This is a genomic window from Kribbella sp. NPDC051620 (genome assembly GCF_044453825.1).
GTDB lineage: Bacteria > Actinomycetota > Actinomycetes > Propionibacteriales > Kribbellaceae > Kribbella.
The window spans coordinates 506,864-532,352 of the sequence record NZ_JBITDB010000005.1 but is presented as its reverse complement, the minus strand read 5'-3'; the positions used below and the strand labels follow the sequence as shown (position 1 = coordinate 532,352).

Annotated in this window: 26 protein-coding genes; 14 read left to right on the top strand and 12 right to left on the bottom strand. The window is 67.3% G+C overall.

Annotated elements, in window-relative coordinates; translation table 11 throughout:
- Positions 1-67: 67 nt before the first annotated feature.
- The gene (locus ACIA12_RS27100; protein WP_396369885.1) at positions 68-880 is read left to right on the top strand and encodes an NPP1 family protein; all 813 of its coding nucleotides are present in this window, start codon (positions 68-70) and stop codon (positions 878-880) included.
- A gap of 395 nt (positions 881-1,275) precedes the next feature.
- Here ACIA12_RS27100 and ACIA12_RS27095 read toward each other — a convergent pair whose 3' ends face one another.
- From ACIA12_RS27095 to ACIA12_RS27085, 3 genes are all read right to left on the bottom strand, one after another.
- Positions 1,276-1,851, bottom strand: a complete 576-nt coding sequence (locus tag ACIA12_RS27095) for a dihydrofolate reductase family protein (protein ID WP_396369884.1) — start codon at positions 1,849-1,851, stop codon at positions 1,276-1,278.
- Positions 1,852-2,315: 464 nt separating this feature from the next.
- Positions 2,316-2,588 carry a hypothetical protein gene (locus tag ACIA12_RS27090; RefSeq protein ID WP_396369883.1) on the bottom strand — a complete coding sequence of 91 codons (273 nt, stop codon included), beginning with the start codon at positions 2,586-2,588 and terminating at the stop codon, positions 2,316-2,318.
- Between the two features lie 187 nt (positions 2,589-2,775).
- The gene (locus tag ACIA12_RS27085) at positions 2,776-3,792 is read right to left on the bottom strand and encodes a dipeptidase (RefSeq protein WP_396369882.1); all 1,017 of its coding nucleotides are present in this window, start codon (positions 3,790-3,792) and stop codon (positions 2,776-2,778) included.
- An 80-nt stretch (positions 3,793-3,872) separates the two neighbouring features.
- Here ACIA12_RS27085 and ACIA12_RS27080 point away from each other — a divergent pair, with 80 nt between their 5' ends.
- Positions 3,873-4,778, top strand: coding sequence for an ornithine cyclodeaminase family protein (locus tag ACIA12_RS27080; RefSeq protein ID WP_396369881.1), 906 nt, complete (start codon positions 3,873-3,875; stop codon positions 4,776-4,778).
- On the opposite strand, the gene ACIA12_RS27075 is transcribed toward ACIA12_RS27080, so the two are convergent.
- From ACIA12_RS27075 to ACIA12_RS27065, 3 genes are read right to left on the bottom strand one after another with little or no spacing between them, the layout of a single operon-like run.
- The gene (locus ACIA12_RS27075) at positions 4,767-5,324 is read right to left on the bottom strand and encodes a suppressor of fused domain protein (protein ID WP_396369880.1); all 558 of its coding nucleotides are present in this window, start codon (positions 5,322-5,324) and stop codon (positions 4,767-4,769) included. The two genes, ACIA12_RS27080 and ACIA12_RS27075, sit on opposite strands and share 12 nt — an antisense overlap.
- Positions 5,315-5,683, bottom strand: coding sequence for an NADH-quinone oxidoreductase subunit A (locus tag ACIA12_RS27070; protein ID WP_396369879.1), 369 nt, complete (start codon positions 5,681-5,683; stop codon positions 5,315-5,317). The genes ACIA12_RS27075 and ACIA12_RS27070 overlap by 10 nt, the downstream gene beginning before the upstream one ends.
- 10 nt (positions 5,684-5,693) lie before the next feature.
- Entirely contained in the window at positions 5,694-6,506 is an 813-nt protein-coding gene (locus ACIA12_RS27065) for a hypothetical protein (RefSeq protein WP_396369878.1), read from the bottom strand.
- A gap of 309 nt (positions 6,507-6,815) precedes the next feature.
- On the opposite strand from ACIA12_RS27065, the gene ACIA12_RS27060 reads away from it, so the two are divergent.
- Together ACIA12_RS27060 and ACIA12_RS27055 are read left to right on the top strand one after the other, a co-directional pair.
- Positions 6,816-8,783 (top strand): 2-oxoacid:acceptor oxidoreductase subunit alpha, encoded by a 1,968-nt coding sequence (locus tag ACIA12_RS27060; RefSeq protein ID WP_396369877.1) that lies wholly within the window; start codon positions 6,816-6,818, stop codon positions 8,781-8,783.
- Positions 8,780-9,862: a 2-oxoacid:ferredoxin oxidoreductase subunit beta gene (locus ACIA12_RS27055; RefSeq protein ID WP_396369876.1), complete on the top strand. Its 1,083-nt coding sequence runs from the start codon at positions 8,780-8,782 to the stop codon at positions 9,860-9,862. Before ACIA12_RS27060 ends, ACIA12_RS27055 begins: the two co-directional genes overlap by 4 nt.
- A 232-nt stretch (positions 9,863-10,094) precedes the next feature.
- Here ACIA12_RS27055 and ACIA12_RS27050 read toward each other — a convergent pair whose 3' ends face one another.
- From ACIA12_RS27050 to ACIA12_RS27035, 4 genes are all read right to left on the bottom strand, one after another.
- A complete protein-coding gene (locus ACIA12_RS27050; RefSeq protein WP_396369875.1) occupies positions 10,095-10,232 on the bottom strand; it encodes a hypothetical protein in 138 nt (45 codons plus the stop codon).
- A 79-nt stretch (positions 10,233-10,311) separates the two neighbouring features.
- Positions 10,312-11,655: a hypothetical protein gene (locus ACIA12_RS27045; protein ID WP_396369874.1), complete on the bottom strand. Its 1,344-nt coding sequence runs from the start codon at positions 11,653-11,655 to the stop codon at positions 10,312-10,314.
- 117 nt (positions 11,656-11,772) lie between these two features.
- Positions 11,773-13,020, bottom strand: coding sequence for a DUF445 domain-containing protein (locus ACIA12_RS27040; protein ID WP_396369873.1), 1,248 nt, complete (start codon positions 13,018-13,020; stop codon positions 11,773-11,775).
- Positions 13,021-13,071: 51 nt separating this feature from the next.
- Positions 13,072-14,253 (bottom strand): MFS transporter, encoded by a 1,182-nt coding sequence (locus ACIA12_RS27035; protein ID WP_396369872.1) that lies wholly within the window; start codon positions 14,251-14,253, stop codon positions 13,072-13,074.
- Between the two features lie 110 nt (positions 14,254-14,363).
- On the opposite strand from ACIA12_RS27035, the gene ACIA12_RS27030 reads away from it, so the two are divergent.
- The 4 genes from ACIA12_RS27030 to ACIA12_RS27015 are packed head-to-tail and all read left to right on the top strand — an operon-like array spanning position 14,364 to position 18,160.
- The gene (locus tag ACIA12_RS27030; RefSeq protein WP_396369871.1) at positions 14,364-14,945 is read left to right on the top strand and encodes a TetR/AcrR family transcriptional regulator; all 582 of its coding nucleotides are present in this window, start codon (positions 14,364-14,366) and stop codon (positions 14,943-14,945) included.
- Positions 14,929-16,344 (top strand): nitrilase-related carbon-nitrogen hydrolase, encoded by a 1,416-nt coding sequence (locus tag ACIA12_RS27025; protein WP_396369870.1) that lies wholly within the window; start codon positions 14,929-14,931, stop codon positions 16,342-16,344. The genes ACIA12_RS27030 and ACIA12_RS27025 overlap by 17 nt, the downstream gene beginning before the upstream one ends.
- Positions 16,341-17,507 (top strand): alpha-hydroxy-acid oxidizing protein, encoded by a 1,167-nt coding sequence (locus ACIA12_RS27020; RefSeq protein WP_396369869.1) that lies wholly within the window; start codon positions 16,341-16,343, stop codon positions 17,505-17,507. Before ACIA12_RS27025 ends, ACIA12_RS27020 begins: the two co-directional genes overlap by 4 nt.
- Positions 17,504-18,160 (top strand): HAD family hydrolase, encoded by a 657-nt coding sequence (locus ACIA12_RS27015; RefSeq protein ID WP_396369868.1) that lies wholly within the window; start codon positions 17,504-17,506, stop codon positions 18,158-18,160. The genes ACIA12_RS27020 and ACIA12_RS27015 overlap by 4 nt, the downstream gene beginning before the upstream one ends.
- Before the next feature lie 78 nt (positions 18,161-18,238).
- Here ACIA12_RS27015 and ACIA12_RS27010 read toward each other — a convergent pair whose 3' ends face one another.
- The gene (locus ACIA12_RS27010; RefSeq protein WP_396369867.1) at positions 18,239-18,976 is read right to left on the bottom strand and encodes a D-Ala-D-Ala carboxypeptidase family metallohydrolase; all 738 of its coding nucleotides are present in this window, start codon (positions 18,974-18,976) and stop codon (positions 18,239-18,241) included.
- 232 nt (positions 18,977-19,208) lie between these two features.
- On the opposite strand from ACIA12_RS27010, the gene ACIA12_RS27005 reads away from it, so the two are divergent.
- The 4 genes from ACIA12_RS27005 to ACIA12_RS26990 all read left to right on the top strand — a co-directional run bounded on the left by ACIA12_RS27005 (position 19,209) and on the right by ACIA12_RS26990 (position 23,125).
- A complete protein-coding gene (locus ACIA12_RS27005; protein ID WP_396369866.1) occupies positions 19,209-19,715 on the top strand; it encodes a SigE family RNA polymerase sigma factor in 507 nt (168 codons plus the stop codon).
- Entirely contained in the window at positions 19,712-21,139 is a 1,428-nt protein-coding gene (locus tag ACIA12_RS27000; RefSeq protein WP_396369865.1) for a hypothetical protein, read from the top strand. The genes ACIA12_RS27005 and ACIA12_RS27000 overlap by 4 nt, the downstream gene beginning before the upstream one ends.
- Positions 21,140-21,203: 64 nt before the next feature.
- Positions 21,204-21,713: a SigE family RNA polymerase sigma factor gene (locus ACIA12_RS26995; RefSeq protein WP_396369864.1), complete on the top strand. Its 510-nt coding sequence runs from the start codon at positions 21,204-21,206 to the stop codon at positions 21,711-21,713.
- Complete coding sequence (locus ACIA12_RS26990; RefSeq protein ID WP_396369863.1) at positions 21,710-23,125, top strand: hypothetical protein; 1,416 nt, start codon at positions 21,710-21,712, stop codon at positions 23,123-23,125. Before ACIA12_RS26995 ends, ACIA12_RS26990 begins: the two co-directional genes overlap by 4 nt.
- Here ACIA12_RS26990 and ACIA12_RS26985 read toward each other — a convergent pair whose 3' ends face one another.
- Entirely contained in the window at positions 23,126-23,878 is a 753-nt protein-coding gene (locus ACIA12_RS26985) for a sugar phosphate isomerase/epimerase family protein (RefSeq protein WP_396369862.1), read from the bottom strand.
- A 106-nt stretch (positions 23,879-23,984) separates the two neighbouring features.
- Here ACIA12_RS26985 and rarD point away from each other — a divergent pair, with 106 nt between their 5' ends.
- Both rarD and ACIA12_RS26975 read left to right on the top strand, forming a co-directional pair.
- Positions 23,985-24,893, top strand: coding sequence for an EamA family transporter RarD (gene rarD, locus ACIA12_RS26980; protein ID WP_396369861.1), 909 nt, complete (start codon positions 23,985-23,987; stop codon positions 24,891-24,893).
- Positions 24,894-24,943: 50 nt separating this feature from the next.
- A complete protein-coding gene (locus ACIA12_RS26975; RefSeq protein WP_396369860.1) occupies positions 24,944-25,426 on the top strand; it encodes an RrF2 family transcriptional regulator in 483 nt (160 codons plus the stop codon).
- Positions 25,427-25,489 lie beyond the last annotated feature (63 nt).

Below are 25,489 nucleotides of genomic sequence, written 5' to 3'. Positions count from 1 at the left end.
TGCCCTTCAGGTGTCATCCTCTTCAACGTTCGCAATCGCCCAGCGACATCGTTGAAAAGAGCGAAGCATGGACAAGCTGTCGCCCCCTTCCGCCCCCAAGCCCCAGTCCAAGCGCCGGCGCCGTGCCGTCGGCGTCGCCCTCGGTACCGCCGCCCTGATGGTCACCTCCGCAGCCCTGGCATTCGCAGCGCCACCCCCGGGCCTTCCGCAGAACGCCGGCGGGTGGGAGCAGTCCTTCTCCCCGGCCTACGACTACGACGGTGACGGCTGCTACGCCACCCCCGCCATCGGAGCCGACGGCACCCTCAACCCAGGCCTGAACCCGAGCGGCGCCGTCAACGGCAACTGCCACGACCAGTCCGACCTGGACAACTCGCAGACCTACGCCCGCTCGTCGTGCAACAACGGCTGGTGCGCGGTCGTCTACGCCAGCTACTTCGAGAAGGACCAGGCCGTCGCCGGCAGCAGCCTCGGTGGCCACCGGCACGACTTCGAGCACGTCATCTCGTGGATCAACCAGTCGGCCAACGAGGTCCAGTACGTGACCACGACGCAGCACTCGAGCCAGGTGACGTACGCCCGCTCACAGGTCCGTTTCGACGGCTCACACCCGAAGGTCGTCTACCACAAGGACGGCCTCAGCACGCACTTCTTCCGGCTGGCCAACACCAACGACGAGCCGCCGGAGAACCACTACCACAACTGGCGTTACCCCCCGCTCGTCGACTGGAACGGCTGGCCCAGCACCGGCCTCCGCGACACCTTGATGAACGCCGACTTCGGCTCCGCCACCATCAAGATCACCGACAAGGACAACCGCTTCCACAACCTCCTCAACGCCTCCAAACCAGCAGGCATCCCCTTCGACCCCTGGGCCTGAGGTTCAAGCCTCTCTTGCGCCCTACAGTCTTGAGCCCGTCGACCCATTCGCGGACCGCATTGCGCTACTGACCCGACTCCCGGGCGCCGCCGTGCCGGGTGCCACTCGTCCCCTGAGTGGCACCCGGCAGGCCGCACCCGCACTCACATTGCTCCCCGCAGCAACGACGCCACCCGACCACTCGCCGACGGCCGCATCGCGTTCGGGCTCCTGTCGGCTCTGCCGGACCGACCGCCGCTGCTCACCAAAGCCCCACTTTGAGCACCCGCTAGTCGCCTACCCGTGAGTCGGGCGACTGGTGGGTGCCCAAAGTCGGATCGGGGGCGGCGCGAGGTGGGGCATCCAGCTCCTGTGCTCTACCGACCCACTGATGCTGCGGGCGCGACGTGGGGTGGTCAGTGGAGTACGCGGTAGGTGACCAGGAGGTAGCCGGTTGGGGAGGTGGTACCGCTGATCGCTTCAAGCTGGATGGGCGGCAGGTTGTCGAGCAGCCGCCGCTTGCCGGCAGCCGGCGCGATGGTCGGGGCGATGACGAACTGGAGCTCGTCGACCAGACCGGCGGCCAGGAGCGTCTGGGTGACCGAGATGCTGCCGTGAATGCCGATGTCGCCACCCGGCTGGGCCTTCAACCGCGTCACGAAGTCGACCAGGTCACCCTCGATCACCCTCGAATTGGCCCACTCGCCGGCGAGCGGCGTCGACGTCGCGACGAACTTCGGAGCAGCGTTGACGAACGACGCGAACGGCTCGATGTCACTGCCCGGCCAGAATCCGACCCACTCGTCATAGGTACGGCGCCCGAGGATCACCGTGTCCTGACTCGCAATGAGCTCGGCACCCCTGGCATCCAACTCGTCGTCCCACCCGGTGATGAACTGATCGGCCGCCTCAGCGACCCCATCCAGAGACAGAAAGTAGGCGGCAACGACCTTGCGCCCGGTCCGGCCGGCGGCGGCAGCGTCCTGCGTCATGGTGAACTCCTCAGAAGATGTCGATTGACTGCTTGCTCACCCCCTGGTCGAACAGCCCCAGAGCAGATCGACAACGCTCCCAAAATTTCTTGAACCGAGCCCCCTTCGCGCTGAGCCCGCGAAAAACCGGGCGTCACTTGTCTTTGAGTAGCACCCGGTTCGATTCGCGAACGGGTCGCCATCCGCCCGCTCAGCGAGGGCAGCCTCAGAGGCCGTGACGCCTCCTGGTTCGGGTGGGCTCAAGACTGCTGCCCGACAAGCGAGCACGGGTGGAGCCAAACCACCAGCCCGCAACCAACACGCTCCCCTCACCCAACGAGCGAGCACGGGTGGGGTAGGCGGTGGGATCGCATGTGAGGTGGGCGCCCAGCTGCACTGTTGGGTCCGGGGCCGGGGGGTAGTGGCCCGGGAGCCGACGTTGTGCAGGTGAGCGCCCACGGGTCACCGCTAGGCGCGTCCCAGGGTCAGTGGTGGCCGCGTGTGCGGTGCTCGGGGTGGGCGGGTAATGGGAACCAGGTCAGGCGGCGCGGCTCCTGCCGGCGGCGGTACCTGATCAGGTCCTCGACTGTGGTCTCAGGCCGGTCGGACAGTGGTCGCGGGTTCCGGTCTGAGCGTGGTCGCGCGGCGGGCTCGGTGATGCGCTCGAAGACTTCTTGGGCCTGGCTGAACTTCACCAGCAGGATCGCCGCGACACCGCTAGCTGTCGCCGCAACCAATACCCAGAGTTGCCAAGACATGGCCTCACCACCCCGTGATCGCCCCGTATCCCCCAGTAATTACTGTAACCCCGATCTCAGCAAATGGCGATGGTCTCATCGCAATCCGTTACAGAGCGAGGTTTCCGAACACAACCGTTGACCGATGCAATGACCAAGGGTGACGAGGCAACAATCTCCAGTGAGTCCAGGCGATTACTCTCGGTGATCAATCACGGTGCAGAACGCGGACCAGGTTGGTACCGAGGATCTTGCGGATGACGGCCTCCGGGAGGCCGCGCTTCTGCAGCGCCTCGGTGACCAGCGGCATCCCGGCCGGACCCTCCAGCCCGGGCACCAGGACGGCGGTGTCGAGGCCCTCGATGATCAGCGGCAGGTCGCAGGTGGGGATCTTCTCCGCGAACACCTCGTCGACGAAGTCGCTGCCGAGCCCGACATGGTCCTCGCCGGCCACGCTCACGACGTACTCGATGTGGTCGGCCAGGTGCTCGACCGTCGGCCGCGGATCGGCGGTCAGGAAGCCGGCGAAGAAGTTGACGCAGACGACCCCGCCGGTCGCGGCGATCCCGCGAAGCTGCTCGTCGGTCAGGTTGCGGTGATGCTCACGTACCGCGAAAGCGCTCGAGTGCGACGCGACCACAGGCTTGGTCGCCAATTCGAGAATGTGCTCGACCCCGCGCCGGCCAACGTGGGAGACATCGATCAGCACGTCGAGCTCCTCCAGCAACCCGACCGCCTCGACCCCGGCCTTCGTCAGCCGGCTCCCGGTCGCGTCCTCGCCCGAACCGTCGCCGAGCGCGCTCCGGCCGAAGTGCGTGAACGACGCCATCCGTACGCCGAGCCGCTCCAGTGTCTGGAAGAGCTCCACGTCCTTGTCGATCTGCGGGCACCCCTCGAGCGCGAGCACCAGCGCGATCCGCCCGGCCGCGACCGTCTCGTCGATCTCGGCACCGGTCCGGCACAGCGTCACCTGGTCGGCATTGCCCTCGGCGATCCGATGTGCGGCCTCGATCATCCGCAGCGTCTCGCGCAACGCCCCCTCGGGCAGGAACTCGCTGTCGAGAAACACCGGCAGCACCTGTACGTCGATGCCGCCCGCCCGCAACTGCGGAATCCACCGGTCACGGAAGTACTCGACCCAGACCTCCTTCGGCCGCCGAGCCACCAGCATCAGCAGGTCGTTGTGCCCATCGGCCACTACCGCGTCGCCATGCAGGTCCGTCATCGGTGCCCTCCAGCTCTCGACTCTGCCGCCACGCTATAACGTCGCCGAACAACGTCGCCGATCATGAAGGTGCTGAGCTCATGAAGGTCCTCACCGCGGATGACGTACGCCGTACCGTCTCGATGCCGGCCGCGATCGACGCGGTCCGCGAAGGCTTCGTCGAGCTGGCGGCCGGGAACTTCGTCCTGCCCGCCCGACAGATCTTCGGCGACGGCGCGGTGCTGGTGATGTCGGCGTACCACTCCCCGACCGGCACCGCCGTGGTGAAGACGATCGGCATCGACCTCAGCCAGGTACCGGCGATCCGCGCGACCGTCATCTGGACCGGCCGCGGCGAGCAACTGGTCGCCGACGGCACCTCGATCACGACCCTGCGCACCGGCGCCGTCGTCGGCGTCGCCACAGACTTGCTCGCCGCTCCCGACGCGACCCGCCTGACCCTGATCGGCACCGGCGCCCAAGCAGCCGATCAGGTCCGAGCCGTCCTCGCCGTACGCCGAATCGCCACGGCCACCATCACCGGCCGCAACCTAGGCCGAGCCACCGCCTTGGCCGAAGCCCTCGCCGCCGAATTCCCCACCGTCACCTTCACCCCCACCACCTCGATCGACGACGCGATCGCCACTCCCGACATCATCTGCTGCGCCACCTCGTCCAGCACCCCACTCTTCGACGCCGACGCCCTCCCCGACCGCGTCCACATCAACGCCATCGGCGCCTTCCGCCCCACCATGCGAGAACTCCCCCGCAACCTCCTCGCCACCGCCGACCTCGTCATGGTCGACCAACGAGAAGCAGCGCTGGACGAATCCGGCGAAATCATCGACGCGCTCGCAGCAGGCGCCCTCACCCCAACCGCGCTACTGGAACTCGGCACAGCCCTGACCACCAACCCCACCCCCACCGGCCGCACCATCTTCAAATCAGTAGGCATCGGCTGCCAGGACTGGTCCATCACCCAAGCCCTCGCCGGCTCAGACGACTGAATCCCGGAACAGATCCATCAGGTTGGGGTCCTGCTCGATCAGCAGTTCCTGGAAGGCATCCGAGCCTCGCCGCCGGACGAAATCGGCTTCCGCAGGCGAGATGGGGATCAGCCAGGCGATGACGATGGTGTCCTTGAAGACGGCGAAGTCATCAGGCTGATACACCGGCTGGTGGACCCAGAACGCCTCCAACGCGGACCCTGCGACCACCGGCCCGTTCGGACCGAAGAGATCGCCGAGTCGTACTGCGTGATGCTCGGCCATCAGCATCGTGCCGACTTGCTGGAGCACCGCCGGGATCGACCCGTCGCGATGCTCGTCGGTGACGAGCATCAGCAACTCCTGCCGAACGGTCCGGCCGTTGGGCCAGTGCAGTTCGTGCTTGCTGAGACCGATCGTGCTGAAGGCGCACGAGCCCGAGCCTGAACCTTCCGGGTAGCGAGCGACGCTGAACGGCATCGGCCGGCCGTCCGGGTCGGTGGTCCAGCCGCATTCGATCTCGCCGAGGTACTTCTCGAAGTGTTCCGGGAGCCCGCTCAGGTCCACGAAAGGATGCCCTTGCGGTAGGCGTAGAGGAGGCCTACTGCTACGAAGGCAAGGAAGATGAACATTTCGATCAGGCTGGCTACGCCTACGGTGGCGAAGACGGTGGCCCAGGGGAAGAGGTAGACGGCGTCGACCGCGAAGATGACGTAGAGGTAGGCGAACAGGTAGTAGCGGATGTGGACCTGGGCCCAGCCTTCGCCGACCGGGTCGACGCCGGACTCGTACGTCTTGAGTTTGTCGGGGGTCGAGTAGGTGATCGTCAGCGCCTTGTTCAGCGCGAAGGCGCCGAGGAGGCCGAGCAGGCCGAGGACGACGATCGCGCCGACCACGCCATAGGTCTGCGACACGAGCCCGATCATGGGCGTCAGCTTAGTTCGTACAGAGCAGCAGCGCGTCGATGGCGACGATCGGGCCGTAGCCGGATTTCACGTCGGCGATCTGCAGACGGAGCCGGTTGACGCCGAGGATGTCCCGGTTCAGCCAGGTCTCGCTCTCCTGCTTCATGTCGACGGTGCCGACCAGCTTGTTGCCGTTCAGCAGCGACGCGCGGATCGTGCCGTCGGTGATGTTGCCCAGCCACGTCCGCACCCAGCGGCACCCGGTGGTGTCGACCTCACCCCAGACGACGCCGGCCTTGTCCGCCAGCACCTCCGCCTCGGCGCGTCGCGGCCCTTCGCTCACCGGTACTACGTTGAACTGCGGGTGCCCCTTGCCGCCCGCGGCGAGCAGCGGCTTCTTGAAGATCCCGCGATACACGTAGTGCGAGAACCTGACCGTCGGCGAGACGGCAGCGGCGTACGGCGCCTGGGCACCGATCGAGAGCCGGTACGTCCTGATCGACCCGGGCAGCTTCCGCGGGATCGTGATGCTCGTCCCCGCTGTCACGCCGTAGCCGATCTCCTCCCACTTGCGTGCGCCCGACCAGCGCTGCAGCGAGACCCGCGACCTGGCGACCGGCGCGGGGGTGATCTGCCCGACCACCGTCAGCACGCCCTTGGTCGCGTCGGTGGTCTTGATACTGGTGATCTTCACGGTCCGCACCGGCGTGGTCGCGGCCACGGACGGCACCTCGTGCGCGTCCTGGACCGCCATCGCGCTCTCGGCCGGCACCGCGGAAGCGGCGCAGCCACTCAGCGGCAGGGTCAGAACGGCCAACAGAGCAAGGATGGGACGAACGCCCATGGTGGAACTCCCTCGAGCCCGGGTGGGTCCCGGGGTAGATCACAGCTTGATGAAGACACTCTTCCCGACCTGGCTGCGGATGGCAAGCGAACGATTGCCCTGCGTCACACTGAAAGGTTGGGCCGGCCGCACCGAAAGGCTGGGCGCGCAACTCGGTATCGGCTGATCCCAGGCTGTGGACCTTCCGGTCTCGGACATGGTTCCGTACAAGGGGCGAACTAAGATTGAGGTATCGCCCACTGGGGGGATCGTCCTCTTCTTCACAAGAGAAGTGGCCGGCCCAAGCTTCGACTTGGAGATGACTGACACGTGACCATCGAGGTCAAGCAGCTCGACCGCGTGGTGATCCGTTTCGCCGGTGACTCCGGCGATGGGATGCAGCTCACCGGAGACCGATTCACCGCAGAGACGGCATCGTTCGGCAACGACCTGTCGACGCTGCCCAACTTCCCGGCCGAGATCCGGGCACCAGCCGGGACCCTGCCGGGCGTCTCGTCGTTCCAGTTGCACTTCGCCGACCACGACATCCTGACGCCGGGTGACGCGCCGGACGTGCTGATCGCGATGAACCCGGCGGCCCTCAAGGCGAACCTGCCCGAGGTACCGCGCGGCGCCACCCTGATCATCGACACCGCCGACTTCACCGCGCGGAACCTGAAGCGGATCGGGTACGAGCAGAACCCGCTCGAATCGGGTGAGCTCGAGGCGTACCACGTGGTCGGGCTGAACCTGACCGGGATGACGGTGGAATCGGTCAAGGAGTTCGGGCTGAGCCGCAAGGACGCTTCCCGGGCCAAGAACATGTACGCGCTGGGCCTGGTCTCCTGGCTGTTCCAGCGGCCCGTCGAGTCGACGATCGAGTTCCTGCAGGCCAAGTTCGCAGGCAAGCCCGACATCCGCGACGCCAACATCGCCGCGTTCCGGGCCGGCTACAACTTCGGCGAGACGGCGGAGGAGTTCTCGGTCCGGTACGAAGTGAAGCCGGCCCGGATGGCGACCGGCACGTACCGCAACATCTCCGGCAACCTCGCGCTGGCGTACGGCCTGGTGGCGGGCGCCCAGCGGGCAGGGCTGCCGCTGGTGCTCGGCGCCTACCCGATCACGCCGGCTTCCGACGTACTGCATGAGCTGTCGAAGCTGAAGCGGTTCGATGTGACCACGATCCAGGCCGAGGACGAGATCGCCGGCGTCGGCGCGGCGCTGGGCGCGTCGTTCGGCGGCGCGCTCGGCGTGACCACCTCATCCGGCCCGGGGATCAGCCTCAAGTCGGAGACGATCGGCCTCGGCGTGATGCTCGAGCTGCCGCTGGTGGTCTGCGACATCCAGCGCGCCGGCCCCTCGACAGGTATGCCGACCAAGACCGAGCAGGCCGACCTGCTGCAGGTGATGTTCGGCCGCAACGGCGAGGCGCCGCTGCCGGTGGTCGCGGCCCAGTCCCCCGCGGACTGCTTCTCGATCGCCGTCGAGGCGACCCGGATCGCGGTCACCTACCGCACCCCGGTGATCGTGCTGTCCGACGGCTACCTGGCCAACGGCTCCGAGCCCTGGCAGGTCCCGCAGATCGAGGACCTGCCGACAATCGACCCGAACTTCACCACCGGGCCGAACGCGACCAACGACAAGGGCGAGCCGGTCTACCTGCCCTACCTGCGCGACCCGGAGACGCTGGCGCGCGCCTGGGCGATCCCCGGTACTGCCGGCCTGGACCACCGGATCGGCGGGTTGGAGAAGGAGGACAAGACCGGCAACATCTCCTACGACCCGGCGAACCACGACCTGATGATCCGCACCCGGCAGGCCAAGATCGACGGCATCACGGTGCCGCCGCTCGAGGTGGACGACCCGGACGGTACGGCCAAGGTCCTGGTACTTGGCTGGGGCAGCACGTACGGGCCGATCGGCGCCGGCGTCCGCCGGGTCCGCAAGGTCGGCGGCAAGATCGCGCAGGCGCATCTGCGCCACCTCAACCCGTTCCCGGCCAACCTGGGCGAGGTGCTCGCGCGGTACGAGAAGGTGCTGGTGCCGGAGATGAACCTCGGCCAGCTCGCGATGCTGCTGCGCGCGAAGTACCTGGTCGACGTCGTCTCGTACGCGCAGGTCCGTGGCATGCCGCTGGGCGCCGCCGAGCTGGCCGAGGTGATCGGCAACCTGGTCGAGGAGACCGAAGGCATCGACGACGACGCGCGGCACCTCGGCGTCGCGGCCGCCAGCCTGACCCATGGCGAGGCGCTGAACGTCCAGCCGAACGGCATCCACCACCCGGAGGGAGCACGATGAGCACCGTCGATCTCGGCCTACCGAGTCTGCCGGGCGGGCTGGCCGGAGTACCGGCCGCCACCGAGCCGCAGAACCGCAAGGAGTACGTGTCGGACCAGGAAGTCCGCTGGTGCCCGGGGTGCGGCGACTACGCGGTACTAGCTGCTTTTCAGGGCTTCCTGCCCGAGCTCGGGATCAAGCGCGAGAACGTCGCGATGGTGTCCGGCATCGGCTGCTCGTCCCGCTTCCCGTACTACCTGTCGACCTACGGCATGCACTCGATCCACGGCCGCGCGCCGGCGATCGCGACCGGGCTCGCGGTGGCGCGGCCCGACCTGAGCGTCTGGGTGGTGACCGGTGACGGCGACGCGCTGTCGATCGGCGGCAACCACCTGATCCACACGCTCCGGCGCAATGTGAACATGAAGATCCTGCTCTTCAACAACCGGATCTACGGGCTCACCAAGGGCCAGTACTCACCGACCTCCGAGCCGGGCAAGGTCACCAAGTCGACGCCGATGGGCTCGGTGGACAACCCGTTCAACCCGGTCTCCCTGGCGTTGGGCGCGGAGGCGACGTTCGTGGCCCGCACGGTCGACTCGGACCGCAAGCACCTCACGTCGGTACTCCGGGCAGCGGCCGAGCACCGTGGCACGGCGTTCGTCGAGATCTACCAGAACTGCCCGATCTTCAACGACAACGCCTTCGACGCCTTCAAGAACCCCGAAACCCGCGACGACGCGATCATCCCGCTCGTCCACGGCGAACCCATCCGCTTCGGCACCGACGGCCATCTGGGCGTCGTCCGCGACGGCTTCGCCTCCCTGGCAGTCCGCGAGGTAGCCGACCTCCCCGGTGGCGAATCCGACCTGGTCATCCACGACGCCCACACCGAAGACCCCGCCTACGCCTTCGCCCTGTCCCGCCTCACCGATGCCGGCGTCCTCCACCGGGCCCCCATCGGCATCTTCCGCTCAGTAGCCCGCCCCGCCTACGACGACCTGGTCCGCCAGCAAGTCCAAACTTCCAAGGACACTTCCCAACCCAACCCAGACCTCCAGTCCCTCATCACCGGCTCCGACACCTGGACCGTCGACTAGGCATCACAACACGCCCACGCGCCTCCAACGACGCGGGGGCGTGGACTTCCCAGTCAGACGGCGATGACCTGCAGATAGTCGTCGAGTCCGTGGAAGTCCTTGGGATTGCAGGTGTAGAGGGCCGCTTCGTGGGTCGCGGCGGTGGCCGCGATCAGCAGGTCGAGAGATCGGCTCCGAGGTTGACGGCCGGTTCCGCGAGGTCACCGATCAAGACATGGCTGTCGAGGACCACTCAGCTGGGTTCCCAGGGGTCCCGCAACTGATGGTCGACCAAGTCCCGGTCCTCTGCCCAGTCAGCGTCGGATTGGACGCCCAGTACGTTGGCGATCTCGTCGTACTGCCGTAGATCACGCAGTTGGAAAGCATCCATGAACCGATGGTTGCACATGTGCTACCCCGGCTACGGCGACTGGACCGTCGACTAGGAACGACAAGTTGGCCGTCGCGGTTCAGGAGGGGCCGGTGTACTTCTTGACTGCGGCGACCAGGGCCGGTTCGGTGACCTTCAGGTGTTTGCGGATGGCGGCTTCGCGCAGGGCGGGGTCGTCGGGCTGGCCCGCGGTCGCGGCGTACAGGGTGTTGAGGGTGGACAGGCCGTATTTGTTCACGATGTACTCGACGATCAGCCAGGCGACGCCGTAGCTGTCCTCGTCGTAGTCCCCGTGGAAGACGCCGTCGATGGGGAGTACGACGAGTGACTTGATCGGCTTCTGCCGCAGCTCGCGCCGCTGCTTGCCGACCCAGTCGCTGTAGTTGCTCCGCTCCAGCAGATGCATCTGGACGTACTGCGCGTACCCCTCCACCAGCCAGATTGGCGCCCCGTACCCGAGCGGCGCCATCGCCGCATGGGTGAACTCGTGGGCGAGCAGGAACCGGTCCGCCGTCTTCCGCTCGCTGGGGTTGATCACCACCCGGCTGCCGATGACCTTGGCCTCGCTCGCATCGGCGTTCGTCGGGGACTGCTCGGGGATGGCCACGGCGCCGGCTGGATGCCCGCCGGTGATCAGGTTCGTGTTCCAGGATCGGGGAGCAGCCATCGCGACGACCAGGATGCCGGCCTGGGCGCGCTTCGTCGCCGCCTGGACCGCAGGGATCGCGGCCTCGGCCTCCTCGACCAGGCGCCGGCCGTTCTTCCCTTCCCCCGGAGACGAGACGACCAGTACGCCGCGCCCGCGGGCGACCTCGATCGGGCCGAGCTCCCAGGGCTGACGGCTGTCGCCGCGATCCGCCGCCTCGACGTCGTCGTTGTCGACCACCACCCAGTGGCCCGCGTGCTGGGCGAACGTATAGCCGATCTGGGTGACCCACGGCGCCGAGTCGATCCCCTTGATCTGCACCAGCATCCTGATCTGCACCGCCCGCGCGGTCGGCCCGAATTTCGGCCGCGGCTCCGGCGAGAACGTCGGCGCCAGGATGTACCCGACCTGCCGCACCCCGATCTTGCGCAGGTTCTCGAACAGTTGCCGGTCGCTCTGCACCAGCTTGGCGTTCTTCGCATCCGTGAAGGCCAGGTACGCCGGCAGCTTGCCCGCCATGAGCGCCGCCGCCCGGCCCTTGAGCGTGGCGTCGATCCCCGCCAGCAGCTTCCGCTCGGCAACCAACTCGGCCGACACCGTCTCACTCGCCGACGGCGTCACGGAAGCCTCGGCAGTCGCCTTCGGCTTCTCGTCCCGCCCGACCACGCCGTACGTCCCGCCGGCGACCACCAGCACCGCAGCGGTGGCGCCGGCGATCCAGGCGATCCGCCCCCGCTTGCTCTTGCCCGTCTTGTCGACCATTGGCTCGACGTCCATCACAGCCACCTCATCCGTTCCCCCCGGCTGAGCCCACCCAGGTCCAGCCGGCAAAGATTACCGTCTGATGCACTTCGCCCGGCGTGTCGAGGCCTCTGTTGCAGCTTTTGACACCGCCTAGAGCAGCTGGCTGAGGGTGTGGATGGTCAGGCCTACCAGGGCTCCTACGACGGTGCCGTTGATTCGGATGAACTGGAGGTCTCGGCCTACGTGGAGTTCGATCCGGGCGGCTGCTTCGTGGCCGTCCCAGCGTTCGATGGTGTCGGAGATGATGGAGACGATCTCGGTGCCGTAGGTACGGACCACGTAGCCGACTGCCTCGGCTGCCCGGGTGTCGATCTTGGTGATCAGGGTCGAGTCGGTCTGCAGGCGTTTGCCCAGGTCCTTGATGGTCTGGGTGGCGCGGAGGCGGAGCGGGCCTTCGGGGTCGCCGATGGCGTCGATCAGGGCGGTACGGACGGCGTCCCAGACGGCGGTCAGGCTGTTGCCCATGTCGGGGTGACTGAGCATCCGGCGCTTGAACGCCTCGAAGCGGTCCATCATCTCGGGGTCGTGCTGCAGGTCGTCGGCGAGCTGGAGCAGCAGGCGGTCGATCGCCTTGCGGGCCGGGTGCTGCTGATCGTCCCGTACCGCCGCCAGCCAGCTCAGTGCCTCGCGGTGGATCCGGTCGATCACGATCGAGTCGACCCAGCGCGGCGACCAGCGCGGCGCCCGGGGCCCGACCACATCGGTCAGCAGCTCCCGGTTCTCGGCCAGCCAGTCGTACGCCTCGACCATCAGCAGGTCGAACAGCGCATGATGCGCCCCGTCGTCCACCACCGAGCCGAGGAAGTGCCCGGCGATCGGGCTCAACGGCTCCTCGGCGAAGCGCGGCAGCAAGGAGCCCCGGACGAAAGCGGTGACGTCGTCGTCGCCGAGCTTCGGCAGTGCGGCGCCGATCGTCCGGACGCCCTCCTCGACGATCCGCTCGGCGTGATTGCCGGCGGCCAGCCACTCGCCGGCCCGCCGGCTCACCTCGGCCGTCCGCATCTTCTCCGCGACGACCTCCTCGGACAGGAAGTTCTCGGTGACGAACTGCTCCAGGCTCTCGGCCAGGCTGTCCTTGCGCGTCGGCACGATCGCGGTATGCGGGATCGGCAGCCCGAGCGGATGCCGGAACAGCGCGGTGACCGCGAACCAGTCCGCCAGCGCGCCCACCATCGCCGCCTCGGAGGCCGCGTTGACATACCCCCAGCCGCCCTCGCGGTGCAGCGTCAGCACGTAGATCACGGCCGCCAGTACGAGCAGTGACAGCGCCACCATCCGCATCTGCCGCAGCCCACGCCGGCGCACCAGATCCGGCCCGCTCAACACCATTGTCGCCATACCTAGATTCAACCAACCCGGCAAAGGATCCGGCTCAGGCAACACCCCGTACTAACCCCGACGACGGTCCATCCGCCCCGACGCCAGAGCCAGAACCAGCCCGGCAACAGCGAGCACCGCGCCGACGCGACTCGGCCACTCGTACCCGTAACCGGCCGACAGGACGACGCTCCCAAGCCAGGCGCCGAGGGCATTGGCGACATTGAGCGTCGAGTGATTGAGCGACGCGGCCAGCGACTGCCCCTCATGAGCCACATCCATCAACCGCGTCTGCAGCGCCGGGATGAGGATGCTCGCGCTGAAGCCGAGCGAGAAGACCCCGACCAACGCGCCCGGCTTGCTCTGCGCGAGCCAGCCGAACGTCGTCAGCACGACAGTGACGGCCACCAACCCGCCGTACAGGCTGGGCATCAAGGCCCGGTCCGCCAGCCGGCCGCCGACCAGGGTGCCGCCGGTCATGCCGATGCCGTACACCGCCAGCACGATCGTCACCGCCGCCTCGCTGAAACCGGCCAGATCCGTCATCGTCGGGGTGATGTAGGAGTACGTCGCGAACATCCCGCCGAAGCCGACCATGCCGACCAGCAGCGCCATCCACACCTGCGGTTTGGCCAGCGCGCTCAGCTCACTGCGGACGTTGACGTCGTTGCCGACCGGCTGCGGCCCGATCCAGAACCAGACCGCGATCAGGGTCAGCAGACCAAGGATGCCCACGGCAACGAACGGCAGTTGCCAGCCGAACTTCTGCCCCAGCAACGTGGTCACCGGCACACCGACGATGTTCGCCACCGGCAGCCCGACCATCATCATCGAGACCGCCCACGCGCGCCGGTTGACCGGCACCATCGAGGCCCCGACCACCGCGCCGATCCCGAAGAACGCGCCGTGCGGCAACCCGGTCAGGAACCGCGCTGCCATCAGCAGTTCGTAACTGTTCGCAACGGCCGAGAGAATGTTGCCGAGGACAAAGACCGCCATCAGCCCGAGCAGCAACCGTTTACGTCCGGTACGGGCACCGAGGGCCGCGATCACCGGCGCCCCGACGACCACGCCGATCGCGTATGCCGAGACGACGTGCCCCGCCGTCGGGATCGAGATGTGCACTCCGTCGGCGATCTGCGGCAGCAGCCCCATCGTCACGAACTCGGTGGTCCCGATCGCGAAACCACCGGTGGCCAGCGCCAGCAGCGCCAGCCCGACATGCCGCGAGGTCAGCGAACTGTCAGGAGTCACCGAACTTGTCACACCTGATTGTCGCATCCCCCATGCCGTCACCCGAACCAGGGACGAGTCAGGGTAATTCCCCTATACGCCGTATAGGTATTTGCGTTTAACTGATTTCCATGACCACGGTGAGCACCAAGGACCGCATCACGGCCGCAGCGAGCTACTTGCTGACGGAGAAGGGCGCCGACGGCGTCAGCATGCGCAAGGTGGCCGCCGCGGTCGGCATCACCCCGATGGCGATCTACCAGTACTTCCCCGACCGCGACGCGCTCCTGCACGAGGTCGCCGACGCTGCGTTCGGCGAGCTGGTCCGGCGCTGGGAGGCCGAGCCGCGCAGCGTCGCCGCCGACCAGCGGCTGCGCGAGATGCTCGTCGACCACGTGGACTTCGCGCTCGCCCAGCCGCGGCTCTACGACTACATGTTCACCCAGCGGCGCGACCAGGCACGGCAGTTCCCCGCGGACTTCCAGGCCCGCCGCTCGCCCACCTTCACCCTGCTGGCCGATGCGATCGCCGACGGCATCACGCAGCAACTCTTCCGCGACGACGACATCTGGGAGTCCAGCCTGATGATCGCCGCCTTCCTGCACGGCCTGATCCAGCTCTACCACGGCGACCGGATCGGCATGCCCGAAGCCGACTTCCGCGCGCTGTGCCTGAGCCTGGGCGAAAGGATGATCGATGGACTCCGCCACTAGCCGCCGCCTGTACGCCGCCGCGGCCGCCCTCCTCACCGGCCTCCTCCTGTACTTCGGAAGCGGCCTCCACACCATCCCCGCCCTCACCTGGCTGGCGCCCCTGCCAGTCCTGCTCGTCGCGCCGCACCTGACCAAGAAGCTGACCGCCTTGACCGCCTTCATCGGCTGGTCCCTCGGCCTGGCCAACCTCTGGAGCTACCTGCTCAACGACCTCGAACTCCCACCGGCCGCGATGGCCTTCCTCGTCCTGCTGGCCGGCGTCTTCACCCTGACCGTCCTACTCTTCCGCGCCCTCATCCTCAAGGGCCGCTACGCGATCGCAGCGCTCGCAGCACCCGCAAGCTGGGCCGCCGCCGACTACCTGATCGCCCTCGTCTCACCACACGGCGCCTTCACCAGCCTGGCCTACACTCAGGCAGACGTTCACCCGATCGCCCAGATCGCTTCCCTGACAGGGGTTTGGGGCCTGAGCTTCTTGCTCCTCACCCCCGCTGCCATCATCGCCGCGATCGCACATGCCCCACGGCGAAATGCCCTGCAGCTCGCGACGGCCCTCACCTTGGTTGCCGTCGGCACCTTCTCGTACGGCGCCTGGCGACTGTCCGGCGACCCGACCGGCAAGGCCCTCGAGATAGGCATCGTGTCGGCCGGCAACGGCATCGACGACACCAGTTGGTCCGGCGTCAACGGCCCGGCGATCCTCACCAGCTACACCAAGCAGATCGAGGCTGCCGCGGCCAAGGGCGCCCAGGTCGTGGTACTCCCCGAGAAGTTCATCGATGTGGACGCGAGCGCGCTGCCGGAGCTGGACCACAGACTGCAGAAGATCGCCACGGACAACAAGATCGAGCTCGTCGCCGGTTTCACCGTCTTCGGCGACCACGGCAACGACTACAACCGCGCCCTCGTCTTCCACCCGGCCGGCGGCGCTCCCCTCTCGTACGACAAGCACCACTTGATCCCAGGCATCGAACCCTTCGAGCCGGGCGACCACCTCGCGATGATGGGCAGCTGGGGCGTGACGATCTGCAAGGACCTGGACTTCCCGGCGCTGGCCCGGCAGTACGGGCAGCAGAAGGCCGATCTCCTCCTCGTCCCGGCGCTCGACTTCGGCAGCGACGGCTGGCTGCACAGCCGGCATGCTCTGCTGCGCGGGATCGAGAACGGCATTCCGATCGCCCGCAACGGCAGCAAGGGCCTGCTCACCCTCAGCGACCCGTACGGCCGCGTCACCAGCCAGATTGCGGCGCCGTCCGACGCCGACGTCACCCTCCTGGGCGAGGTTCACCCTGGAATCGACGGCACTGTCTATACGAAGTTGGGCGACTGGTTCGCCTGGCTGTCGTGCTTGCTCACCCTGGTGGGACTCGGGGCGTTGAGGCGGAGCAAGCAGACATGAAAGCATCCGGCATGGCCAACTACGGCGATCACCAGCTGAGCATCTACGTGCAGGGAATGTTCCAGAACACCCTGCCCGAGATCACCACCGACCTGTCCCGGTTGGAGTCCCAGGCTGCCGGCAGTCTGTCCGTCGAGGCGATGGGCTACATCGTCCCGAGTGCGGGCAGCGGTTCGACCGCTCGCGCCAACCTGGCCGCGTTCGACCGGTGGCGGCTCGTCCCACGGATGCTGCGCGGCAGTACCGAGCGAGATCTGTCCTGCACGATCCTCGGCACCAAGATGCCCGCGCCCGTAGTGATCGCGCCCGTCGGCGTACAGACGTTGGCGCATCCCGACGGCGAGCTGGCGACCGCGCGAGCAGCCAGTGCGCTCGGGTTGACGTACACGCATTCCACCCAGGCCAGTCACTCATTCGAGCAGATCGAGGCGGACAGCAAGTGGTACCAGCTGTACTGGCCGACCGACAAAGAGGTCTGCCTCAGCTTCCTCCAGCGCGCAAAGGACAACGGGTACTCAGTCCTGGTGGTCACCCTCGACACCGGCACGATCGGCTGGCGGCCCGCCGACCTCGACCGCGGGTTCCTGCCGTTCCTGAAGGGCGAGGGGCTGGCCAACTACTTCAGCGACCCTGCTTTCCAGGCGAAGCTCGCCAAGCCGATCGCTGAGGACCCGACGGCCGCGGTGATGCACTGGGCGCAGATGTTCCCGAACGTCGGCCTGGGCTGGGACGAGCTGTCCTTCCTGCGCGACAACTGGGCCGGCCCGATCGTGCTCAAGGGCATCACCTCCGTTGACGACGCCAAGCTCGCCGCCGAGCACGGCGTCGACGGCCTGATCGTGTCGAACCACGGTGGCCGCCAGGTCGACGGCGCGATCGCGGCCCTCGACGCGCTCCCAGCGATCGCGGACGCCGTCGGTGAACAGGTGACCGTGTTGTTCGACTCTGGAGTCAGGACGGGTGCCGACGCCGCGAAGGCTCTCGCGCTGGGTGCCAAGGCGATCCTCCTCGGCCGCCCGTTCCTGTACGGTCTCGCGCTCGCCGGCCAGGCCGGGGTCGAGCACGTACTGCGCTGCTTGCTGGCCGAGCTGGACCTCACCCTCGCCTTGTCGGGCTACGCGAACCACCGTGAACTCAACCGGACGTCGGTGGTGCCTGCGTGAAGGCCGTCATCTTCGACCTCGACGACACGCTCTTCGACCACTACTCGTCCGTCGTCGCGACCTTGCGCGCCTGGGTGCCTGTTCTCGGCGGCGGTGCCCTGACCGACGAGCACGTGGCGCAGTGGTTCGTGGCCGAGCATCGCAACTTCGAGCTCTGGCTGGCGGGCGAGCTGAGCCATCAGGACCAGCGCCGGGGCCGCCTGCGCGACTTCCTCCCGGCGGTCGGCCATCCGGTACCGTCCGGCGACGCCGAGCTGGACGAGCTCTTCTCCGGGTTCCTGGACCGCTACCCGCAGTACTGGACGGCCTTCCCTGATGCCCTCCCGGCACTGGAAGTTGCCAAGAGCAATGGCTGGCGGATCGGCGTACTGACCAACGGCACGATCCACCAGCAGAACGCGAAGCTGGCCGCGATCGGCCTGGCCGGCCACATCGACGTCGTCTCGACCTCGGAGGGGCTCGGCTTCGGCAAGCCGGCGTCGGAGTCCTACCTGCTGACCTGCGAAGCACTCGGCGTCGACCCGGCCGAGACGCTGATGATCGGGGACAACCTCGAGAAGGACGTTGTTGGCGCCCGCGCGGCCGGCCTCAGCGCGGAGCACCTCGACCGAGCGGCCGGCATCACGCTCAACCAGCTGGTCCGAGCAGTCTGACCCGCACGCTCGGCCAGCTGGTCGGAGCAGTCTGACCGCGCCGGCGCGGATGGTTTCCGCGCCGGCTCCGGTGTGGGATCAGATCCCGCAGTTCGGCGCGGACCAGGAGTTGCTGGTGCGGATGTCGACGTGGGTGTGGTCGTCGTGGCCCGGGTAGCCGGGACCGAAGATGCCGCCGAACCCGTGGTACCGGGCCTGCTTGGCCAGCGTGCACAGGGAGTGGACACCGACCAGGTCGGCCGAGCGACCGTACAGATGCTGGCTGTTGCTCGCACCGCCGACTGAGTTGTTGCAGGGGATGCTGCGGAAGCCACTGGTGACGGTCAAGGGCTGATCGCCGAGCGCGTGCCGCATGGCCTCGAGCTGCCACATCGTCTGCAGAGCGTTCGCCTTGGTCGCAGCCGCCGACAGCGGCCCGCCGTCCCAGCCGCTGCCACCGCAGCCGTCGTCGAGCTCGGCGTAGGTGAAGTGGATCGGGGTGCAGTCGTCATCCTGCAGCGCGTAGATCTTGCTGAAGGTCGCGGAACCGGCGATCCCGTCGGCGCCCAGCCCATAGGCGGACTGGAACCGCTGGACTGCCGCCTTGGTCGCCGGACCGAAGGCACCGTCCGCGGCGATGTGCCCGCCGTATGCCGGGTAGCCGGCTACCCGGATCTGCAACTGCCGCACGTCTTCGCCGCTGGCACCCTCGCTGAGCGTGCGGCCCCAGGTGTAGCAACCGTCGGCGTACGCCTTGGTCGGAGTCACCGCCTGGGTCGCGACCGTGCCGAACAGCAGGGCGGCGAACAAACCGAGGACGGACAGAATTCTGATCACGCGACTACTGAAGTACCTGCTCATGCGGTGATACCTCCGAACGCATTTGGGGCGAAACGCGCCTGACCCCGCCACTGTCCCGGCAACAACCACCGCTTGACCAGGGCTCAATGGAAACTTTTCGACGAACGGTGGATGGCGGGCAACCGATCGACCGGGCTCGCGGGTCCTCCATGATGTGACCATTGACGACAGCACGCTCACACTGCGTGCACGGGGAACGGGGCGACCGGTGACGGCTGCTGAAGGGTTCGACGCGTTCGTACTCGCTCGGTCTCGCAGACTCCTGCGGACCGCCTACCTACTGACCCAGGACCACGCGCTGGCCGAAGACCTGGTCCAGACGGCCCTGGCCAAGGCCTGGTTCGCCTGGTCCCGGATCGAGGGCGGTGACCCGGAGCCGTACGTCCGCAAGGTGATGGTCAACACCTACGCCTCCTGGTGGCGCCGCCGCTGGAACGGCGAGCAGCCAACAGACGAGATGCCGGAGCACGCGGTACAGACGAGCTCCGAGGAACGTACCGACGTGTGGCGAGCCTTGCAGCGCCTGCCCCGCCGGCAACGCGCTGTCGTCGTACTGCGCTACTACGAGGACCTGTCCGAGGCAGAGACCGCCCGGGTCCTCGGCTGCAGCCCCGGCACGGTCAAAAGCCAGACCAGCAAGGCATTCGCCAAACTGCGCCTGGATCCCGCGCTGCTGACCACCGACATCACCGCCGACCGGGAGGCCACGCGATGAAGCTCACCGACCTGCGCGCCGAACTCAACGCCCGCGCCGAAACCACCGACGAAACCCCCGACCTCCTCTCCGGCGTCCACCGCAAGATCACCCAAACCAAGCGCCGCCGCACCGCCGGAGCCGCCGGCGCAGTAGCCGGCGTAGCCCTCATCGCAGCCGCCGCCACCGGCCTACTCCCAGGCCTGACCACCACAACTCCCCAACCGGCCGAAACTCCCACCCCCCGCGACTACATCGAGAACGGCATGTCCATCTCGGCTGTCGAGGGCCAGGACAAGTTGCTGAAGGGCTGGGTCGGCGAGCTCGGCGAGAACAAGCTCGACTTCAGCTGGACACCGCAGGAGCGCCAGGACCTCAGGTTCGAAGGGATCTGCCAGTCAGGCAAGAACGAGATCCAGCACGTGCAGGTCACCGTCAACGACTACGTCGTGGGTAACAGCGAGTGCTTCCCGAACAGCGAATCGGACCAGCCCGGCGCGGGGGTCAACATCCAGGCCAACGACATCCTCTGGATGGCGACAACGCCCGGCAAAGCCGCCCGGGTCGTCGTCCAGCTCACTGACGAGACCGGCCGGCCGATCGAGGACCGCAGCACACAAATTGCCCTAGGCATCTATCACAGCGCGGCCATGCCGCCGGAAGGCCCACCCGGACGGACTCCGCCGACCTCCGATGCCGACTACGTCAAGGACGGCGTCCGCTACCGCGCCAAGGTGGGCGGAGACACGTTGCTCGGCGCGCTGGTCGCCGACCGTGGCAAGAACCAGTTCGACCTCACCGTCACCGCGACCGGCAGCCAGCTCAGCTTCAGCCCGCTCTGCACAGCGATGGTGACCGGCAGCGGCCAGTTCCCGCAGTACCAACTGGCCATTAGCTTCAACGGCGAGCCGGCCACCTCGATGAGTTGTTCCGGAGGCTCGCTCGACGCCGGTACCGGCAGCAGCTCCACCACCGGCGCCAAGCCGCCCGCGGCCGGAGAGCAGGTCAAGGTGACCGTCCGGCTGGAGGACAAGAACGGCAAGCCGGTCACCCGGGAGAACGACTGGATCGGCCTGGGCATCTACTCCAAGGGCAAGCAGCAGACCGTCGACGGCATGGGCTTCGACGAGGTCCGCGAGTACGACGGACGCAACTACCGCCTCACCGAACTGAAGAAGGTCCCGTTCCCCGGCGCCAACCGCCTCACGATCAAGACCCCGGCCGACACCCCGTTCCTGGTCTCCTACGGCAGCACCGGCAAGGTCGACGAGAAATCCATGATCGAGGTCACCGGCCTATCCGACTCACCGGCTCACAGCGGCGCCGGCGGCTACGGCACCGCGGGCGAGCCGGCCCGCGCAGCCGGCTCGGCAACCCTCACCGCCACCGGCATGGGCAAGGGCCCCGGCCATCTCATCCTCGCCCTCTACCTGCCCGCCGACTGATCCGGATGCAACCATCGGGGCCGCTCATCCGCTCATCTCAGGTGTGCACACGACCAGGGCTGGGATGAGCGGCTCCACGGACTTCGAGGAGTTCGCCAGTACGCAGTACGCGGCCCTGCTGCGTACTGCGTACCTGCTCACCCAGAACCGGGCCTCAGCCGAAGACCTGGTCCAAACCACCCTCGCCAAATGCTGGCTGGTCTGGAAGCGCATCGCCCGCGACAACCCGATGCCGTACGTCCGCCGCACCATGCTCAACACCTACACAGCCTGGTGGCGCCGCCGCTGGAACTCGGAGTACCCCACCGACGACCTCCCGCACACCCCCACCCCCAACGCCCGCACCGAGGTCGAGGACCGCACCGACCTCACCGAGGCCCTGAGACGGCTCCCCAAACGCATGCGAGCAGTCATAGTCCTCCGCTTCTACGAAGACCTCACCGAAGCCGAAACCGCCCGCCTCCTCAACTGCTCGATCGGCACCGTCAAAAGCCAATCCAGCCGAGCCCTGGCCAAACTCCGCATCGACCCAAGCCTCGTCGACCACACCCCCGCGAAGGAGCGGCGCGCATGAACCTCGAAGACCTCCGCGCCCACCTGACCGACCAGGCCGGCGAAGTCGATCCCACCAGTGCCCTCCCGCTGCCGGCCATCCGCCGTCGCCGAACCACCCTGCTCCGCCGCCGCGCCGCCACCGTCATCACCACCGCCGCGGTCGCCATCGCGCTGATCGCCGTCGTCCTCCCCAACGCCATCAACACCTCGACCCCACCCCCCGCGGAACCGCCCGCCGACTACACCCGCGACGGCATCACCATCCCCGGTACGGTCGGCGCCGATCGCCTGACGACGGCGGCCGTCGGCAAGAACTTCCTCACGAGCACCTGGACTCCGACGTCCGACAGCGTGACCTTCCGGATGTATTGCCGCCCGACGACCGGCAAGCCGAAGACTTTGACAGTGACGCTCAACGACCGGGTGCTGCTCGAACGGCCGTGCAACGACACCGGCCACACCCCGGTACAGGCGATCTCATTGCCACCCGACGACATCCATTGGCCGAGTACCCCGATCGGCACTGCGGCGCACATCACCTTCCAGGTTCGGCAAACCGCGACAGGAGAATTCGAGTACGAGTCGGCTCAAGTCGCACTCGGCATCTACACGACGCCGACCGTCGGTGAAGGCGCCACCGAGCCCTCGTTCCCCGGCGGACCCGCCGACTACGTCAAGGATGGGGTCCGGTACCGGGCCAAGGTCGCCGGCGACACCCTTGCCGCGGCGACGGTCGGCGAGCTGGGTCAGACAACCCTGAAGCTCAGCTTCGCCACGGCCAGCACTGCTCAGCTCGGTCTCCGCATGTATTGCGCGGTCCCCGCCGGACGGCCGGGCGTTCAGTACTTGATGAAGCTGCGGACCAGCGCCGGAACGCGGGGAAGCGCGGTTTGCGACGGCCAGGCGACAGATGCCGGCGCGCACGGCGATATCGAACTGCCGGATCACGGCACACCCGGCAAAACCATCGAAGTCGAGGTCACTCTCATTGATGTCGACGGCCGGCCGGTCGACCTGCCGAAGGCACGCCTGGGCGTCGGCGCTTATCTCCTTCAGCCACGTCATCTCATCTCCGACGTGCTCGGAAACAAGATCTCGCTACCTGCGACCCGCGAATTCGCAGGATCGACCTACGCGCTCACCCACCTCGAACAGGTTGACGCAGCGCACACCCATCAGGTGTCCGTGCCTCTCCCGGCTGGGCAGCCCTTTCTGCTGGCCTACGGAAGCAGCACCCTAGGTGCTGATATGGATCTATCCGCGACACTCACCGGACTGGGACCCGAGGTCACGTTGGAGCCATCGGGCGGCAGGTTCTCGACAGTTCTTGTCAACCAGCGTGAGCGGGCCGCGACTACTGCCACCTTCGCCCTTACTGAGGGTCGACCGAGGCACGGAAAGCTTTACCTCGCTGTCTACGTGCCCGAGTGATCAGACCCAGTTGTGGAGTTGGGCTGCGTCGGTGGAGAACTGGTCCAGTGAGTCGTCGGCTACGAACTCGAGGAGGGCGTTGATTTCTCGGGGTTCGGTGGACAAGCGGTCCAGGACCGGGCGCCAGAGGGATTCTCGGCCGGCGAGGGGGAGGCGGTTGTTGGAGGGCCACCAGGAGAAGACGTGGACGGTGCTGAGCCAGGGCATCAGGGATTCGAGTTGTTCCAGGCATTCGGCGTCGCTCAGGTCGACCGGGGGTTGCCAGTACGTCGTGAGGTTCGGCGCACCCACATCGAGTAGCAGCGTGATGGTGGAATCGACCTCGTCCGTCAGGGTGCCGCGGTGGAACTCCATCGCGATCTCGATTCCCGCGCCGGCCGCGACGTCGGCCAGCTCGGCCAGGCCCCGGGTGACCGCCATCCGGTCGCCGACGCCGGCTTCCGCAGTACCGACTGTTCCGGCCCACACCCGGATCCGGGGCGCGCCGAGCTCGGCGGCGGTGTTGACCGCGGTACGGATCTCCTCGCGGTCGACGCTGCCGGCCCGCAGGTACGACCCGTACGCCGCGATGGCCAGGCCGTTCGCCTCGCACAGCTCGCGGGCCTTGCGCGCGGCGGCCAGGTCGCCGAGCGGGACGTGGATGTCACCACCCCACTCGATCGCCGCCAGCCCCGCCTTCTTGGCCACCTCGACGACCTCGTCGACCGCCAACTTCCGGAACGTCACCGAGACCAGACCGGTCCGCACACCCACGCCGTACCTCCTCTTTCTCCCTCTATCCAACCTCATCCGCAAAGCCCGTCTCACGTCATGAGCAAAGTACGTTGACACCAATGACGACTCACCTAGACTCGCAGGCGTGCCAGAACAGCGCAGAGGGTTCCTTTTCGGTCTCGGCTGCTATCTGTTCTGGGGACTCGTCCCGCTCTACTGGAAGCTGATCAGCTCGTCCGGCGCGGTCGAACTCCTCGCCCACCGCATCCTCTGGTCGCTCGTCACGATCGCCGGGTTGGTGCTGGTACGCCGTCGCTTCGGCCAGGTCCGCACCCTGCTCGCCGACCGACGCAGCCGCTGGCCGCTGATCGCCGGGGCCGTACTGATCACGGTCAACTGGGGCGGGTACATCTGGAGCGTCAACAACGACCGGATCATCGAGGCGTCGCTCGGCTACTTCATCACGCCGCTGTTCACGGTCCTGCTCGGCGTACTCCTCCTGAAGGAACGTCTCCGCCCCGTCCAGTGGGTGGCGGTCGCGATCGCCTTCGTCGCCGTGGCCGGCATGACCATCGAAAACGGCCGCCCGCCGTGGGTGGCACTGCTCCTGACCTTCTCCTTCGGCTTCTACGGCCTGGCCAAGAAGAAGGCCAACGCCGGCGCGATCGAAGGCATGGCGATCGAATCAGCCACCGTCGCACCGGTCGCGCTCGTCGCCATCGCGGTCCTCGGCCTGCACGGCAACGCGACCGTCACCAATCACGGCCCTGGGTACTTCGTATTGGTACTCCTCACTGGCCCGCTGACCGCAATCCCTCTCCTTTTGTTCGGCGCCGCCGCCACGCGCATCTCGATGACAACCCTGGGCCTGCTGAACTACCTGACCCCGGTCATCCAGTTCCTCCTGGGCACGCTCGTCTTCCACGAACACATGTCCCCCGTACGCTGGGCCGGCTTCACCCTCGTCTGGCTGGCCCTCGCCGTCTTCACCACAGACAGCCTCACCCACCACCGCCGCACCCTCCGCCTCCAACCAGCAACCACCGCAGCCTGACGTCCGGCGTCCGGTTGACAGCATATTTCTGGATATTTACTATCTAGATTATGAAGATGAACGAAGGCGTCGAGTGGGCTGTGCACAGTTGCGTCAACATGTGCTTCATCCCCGGCGAAGCGGTTACCGCCAAGCGCCTCGCTGCCTTCTACGAACTCCCCACCGCCTACCTGAACAAGCAACTCCAAGCACTGACCCGAGCCGGCATCCTGAGCTCGACCTCAGGACCCAAAGGCGGATTCCAGCTAGCCAAAGCCCCCGACAAGATCACCTTGCTCGATGTCGTCGTGGCGATCGACGGATCCGACGACGCCTTCAGGTGCACGCAGATCCTGAAGGCCGGCCCGGGCGCCGACGAAAAGGCCGACTACCGGAAGACCTGCGTAGTCTCGATGTCGATGCGCAAGGCCGAGCTCACCTACCGGCGCGAGCTCGCCGCCAAGACGATCGCCGATCTCGTCGAGCAGGTCGAGAGCACCTACCCCGGCACGGCCGACAACACCCGCAAGTGGTTCGCCAACCTCAAGTCCTGAGCACCACCATCCGCTAGCCGGGCTGTAGTCCTCAGGGGATTCTCATCGGGCTCTCAGAGCGAG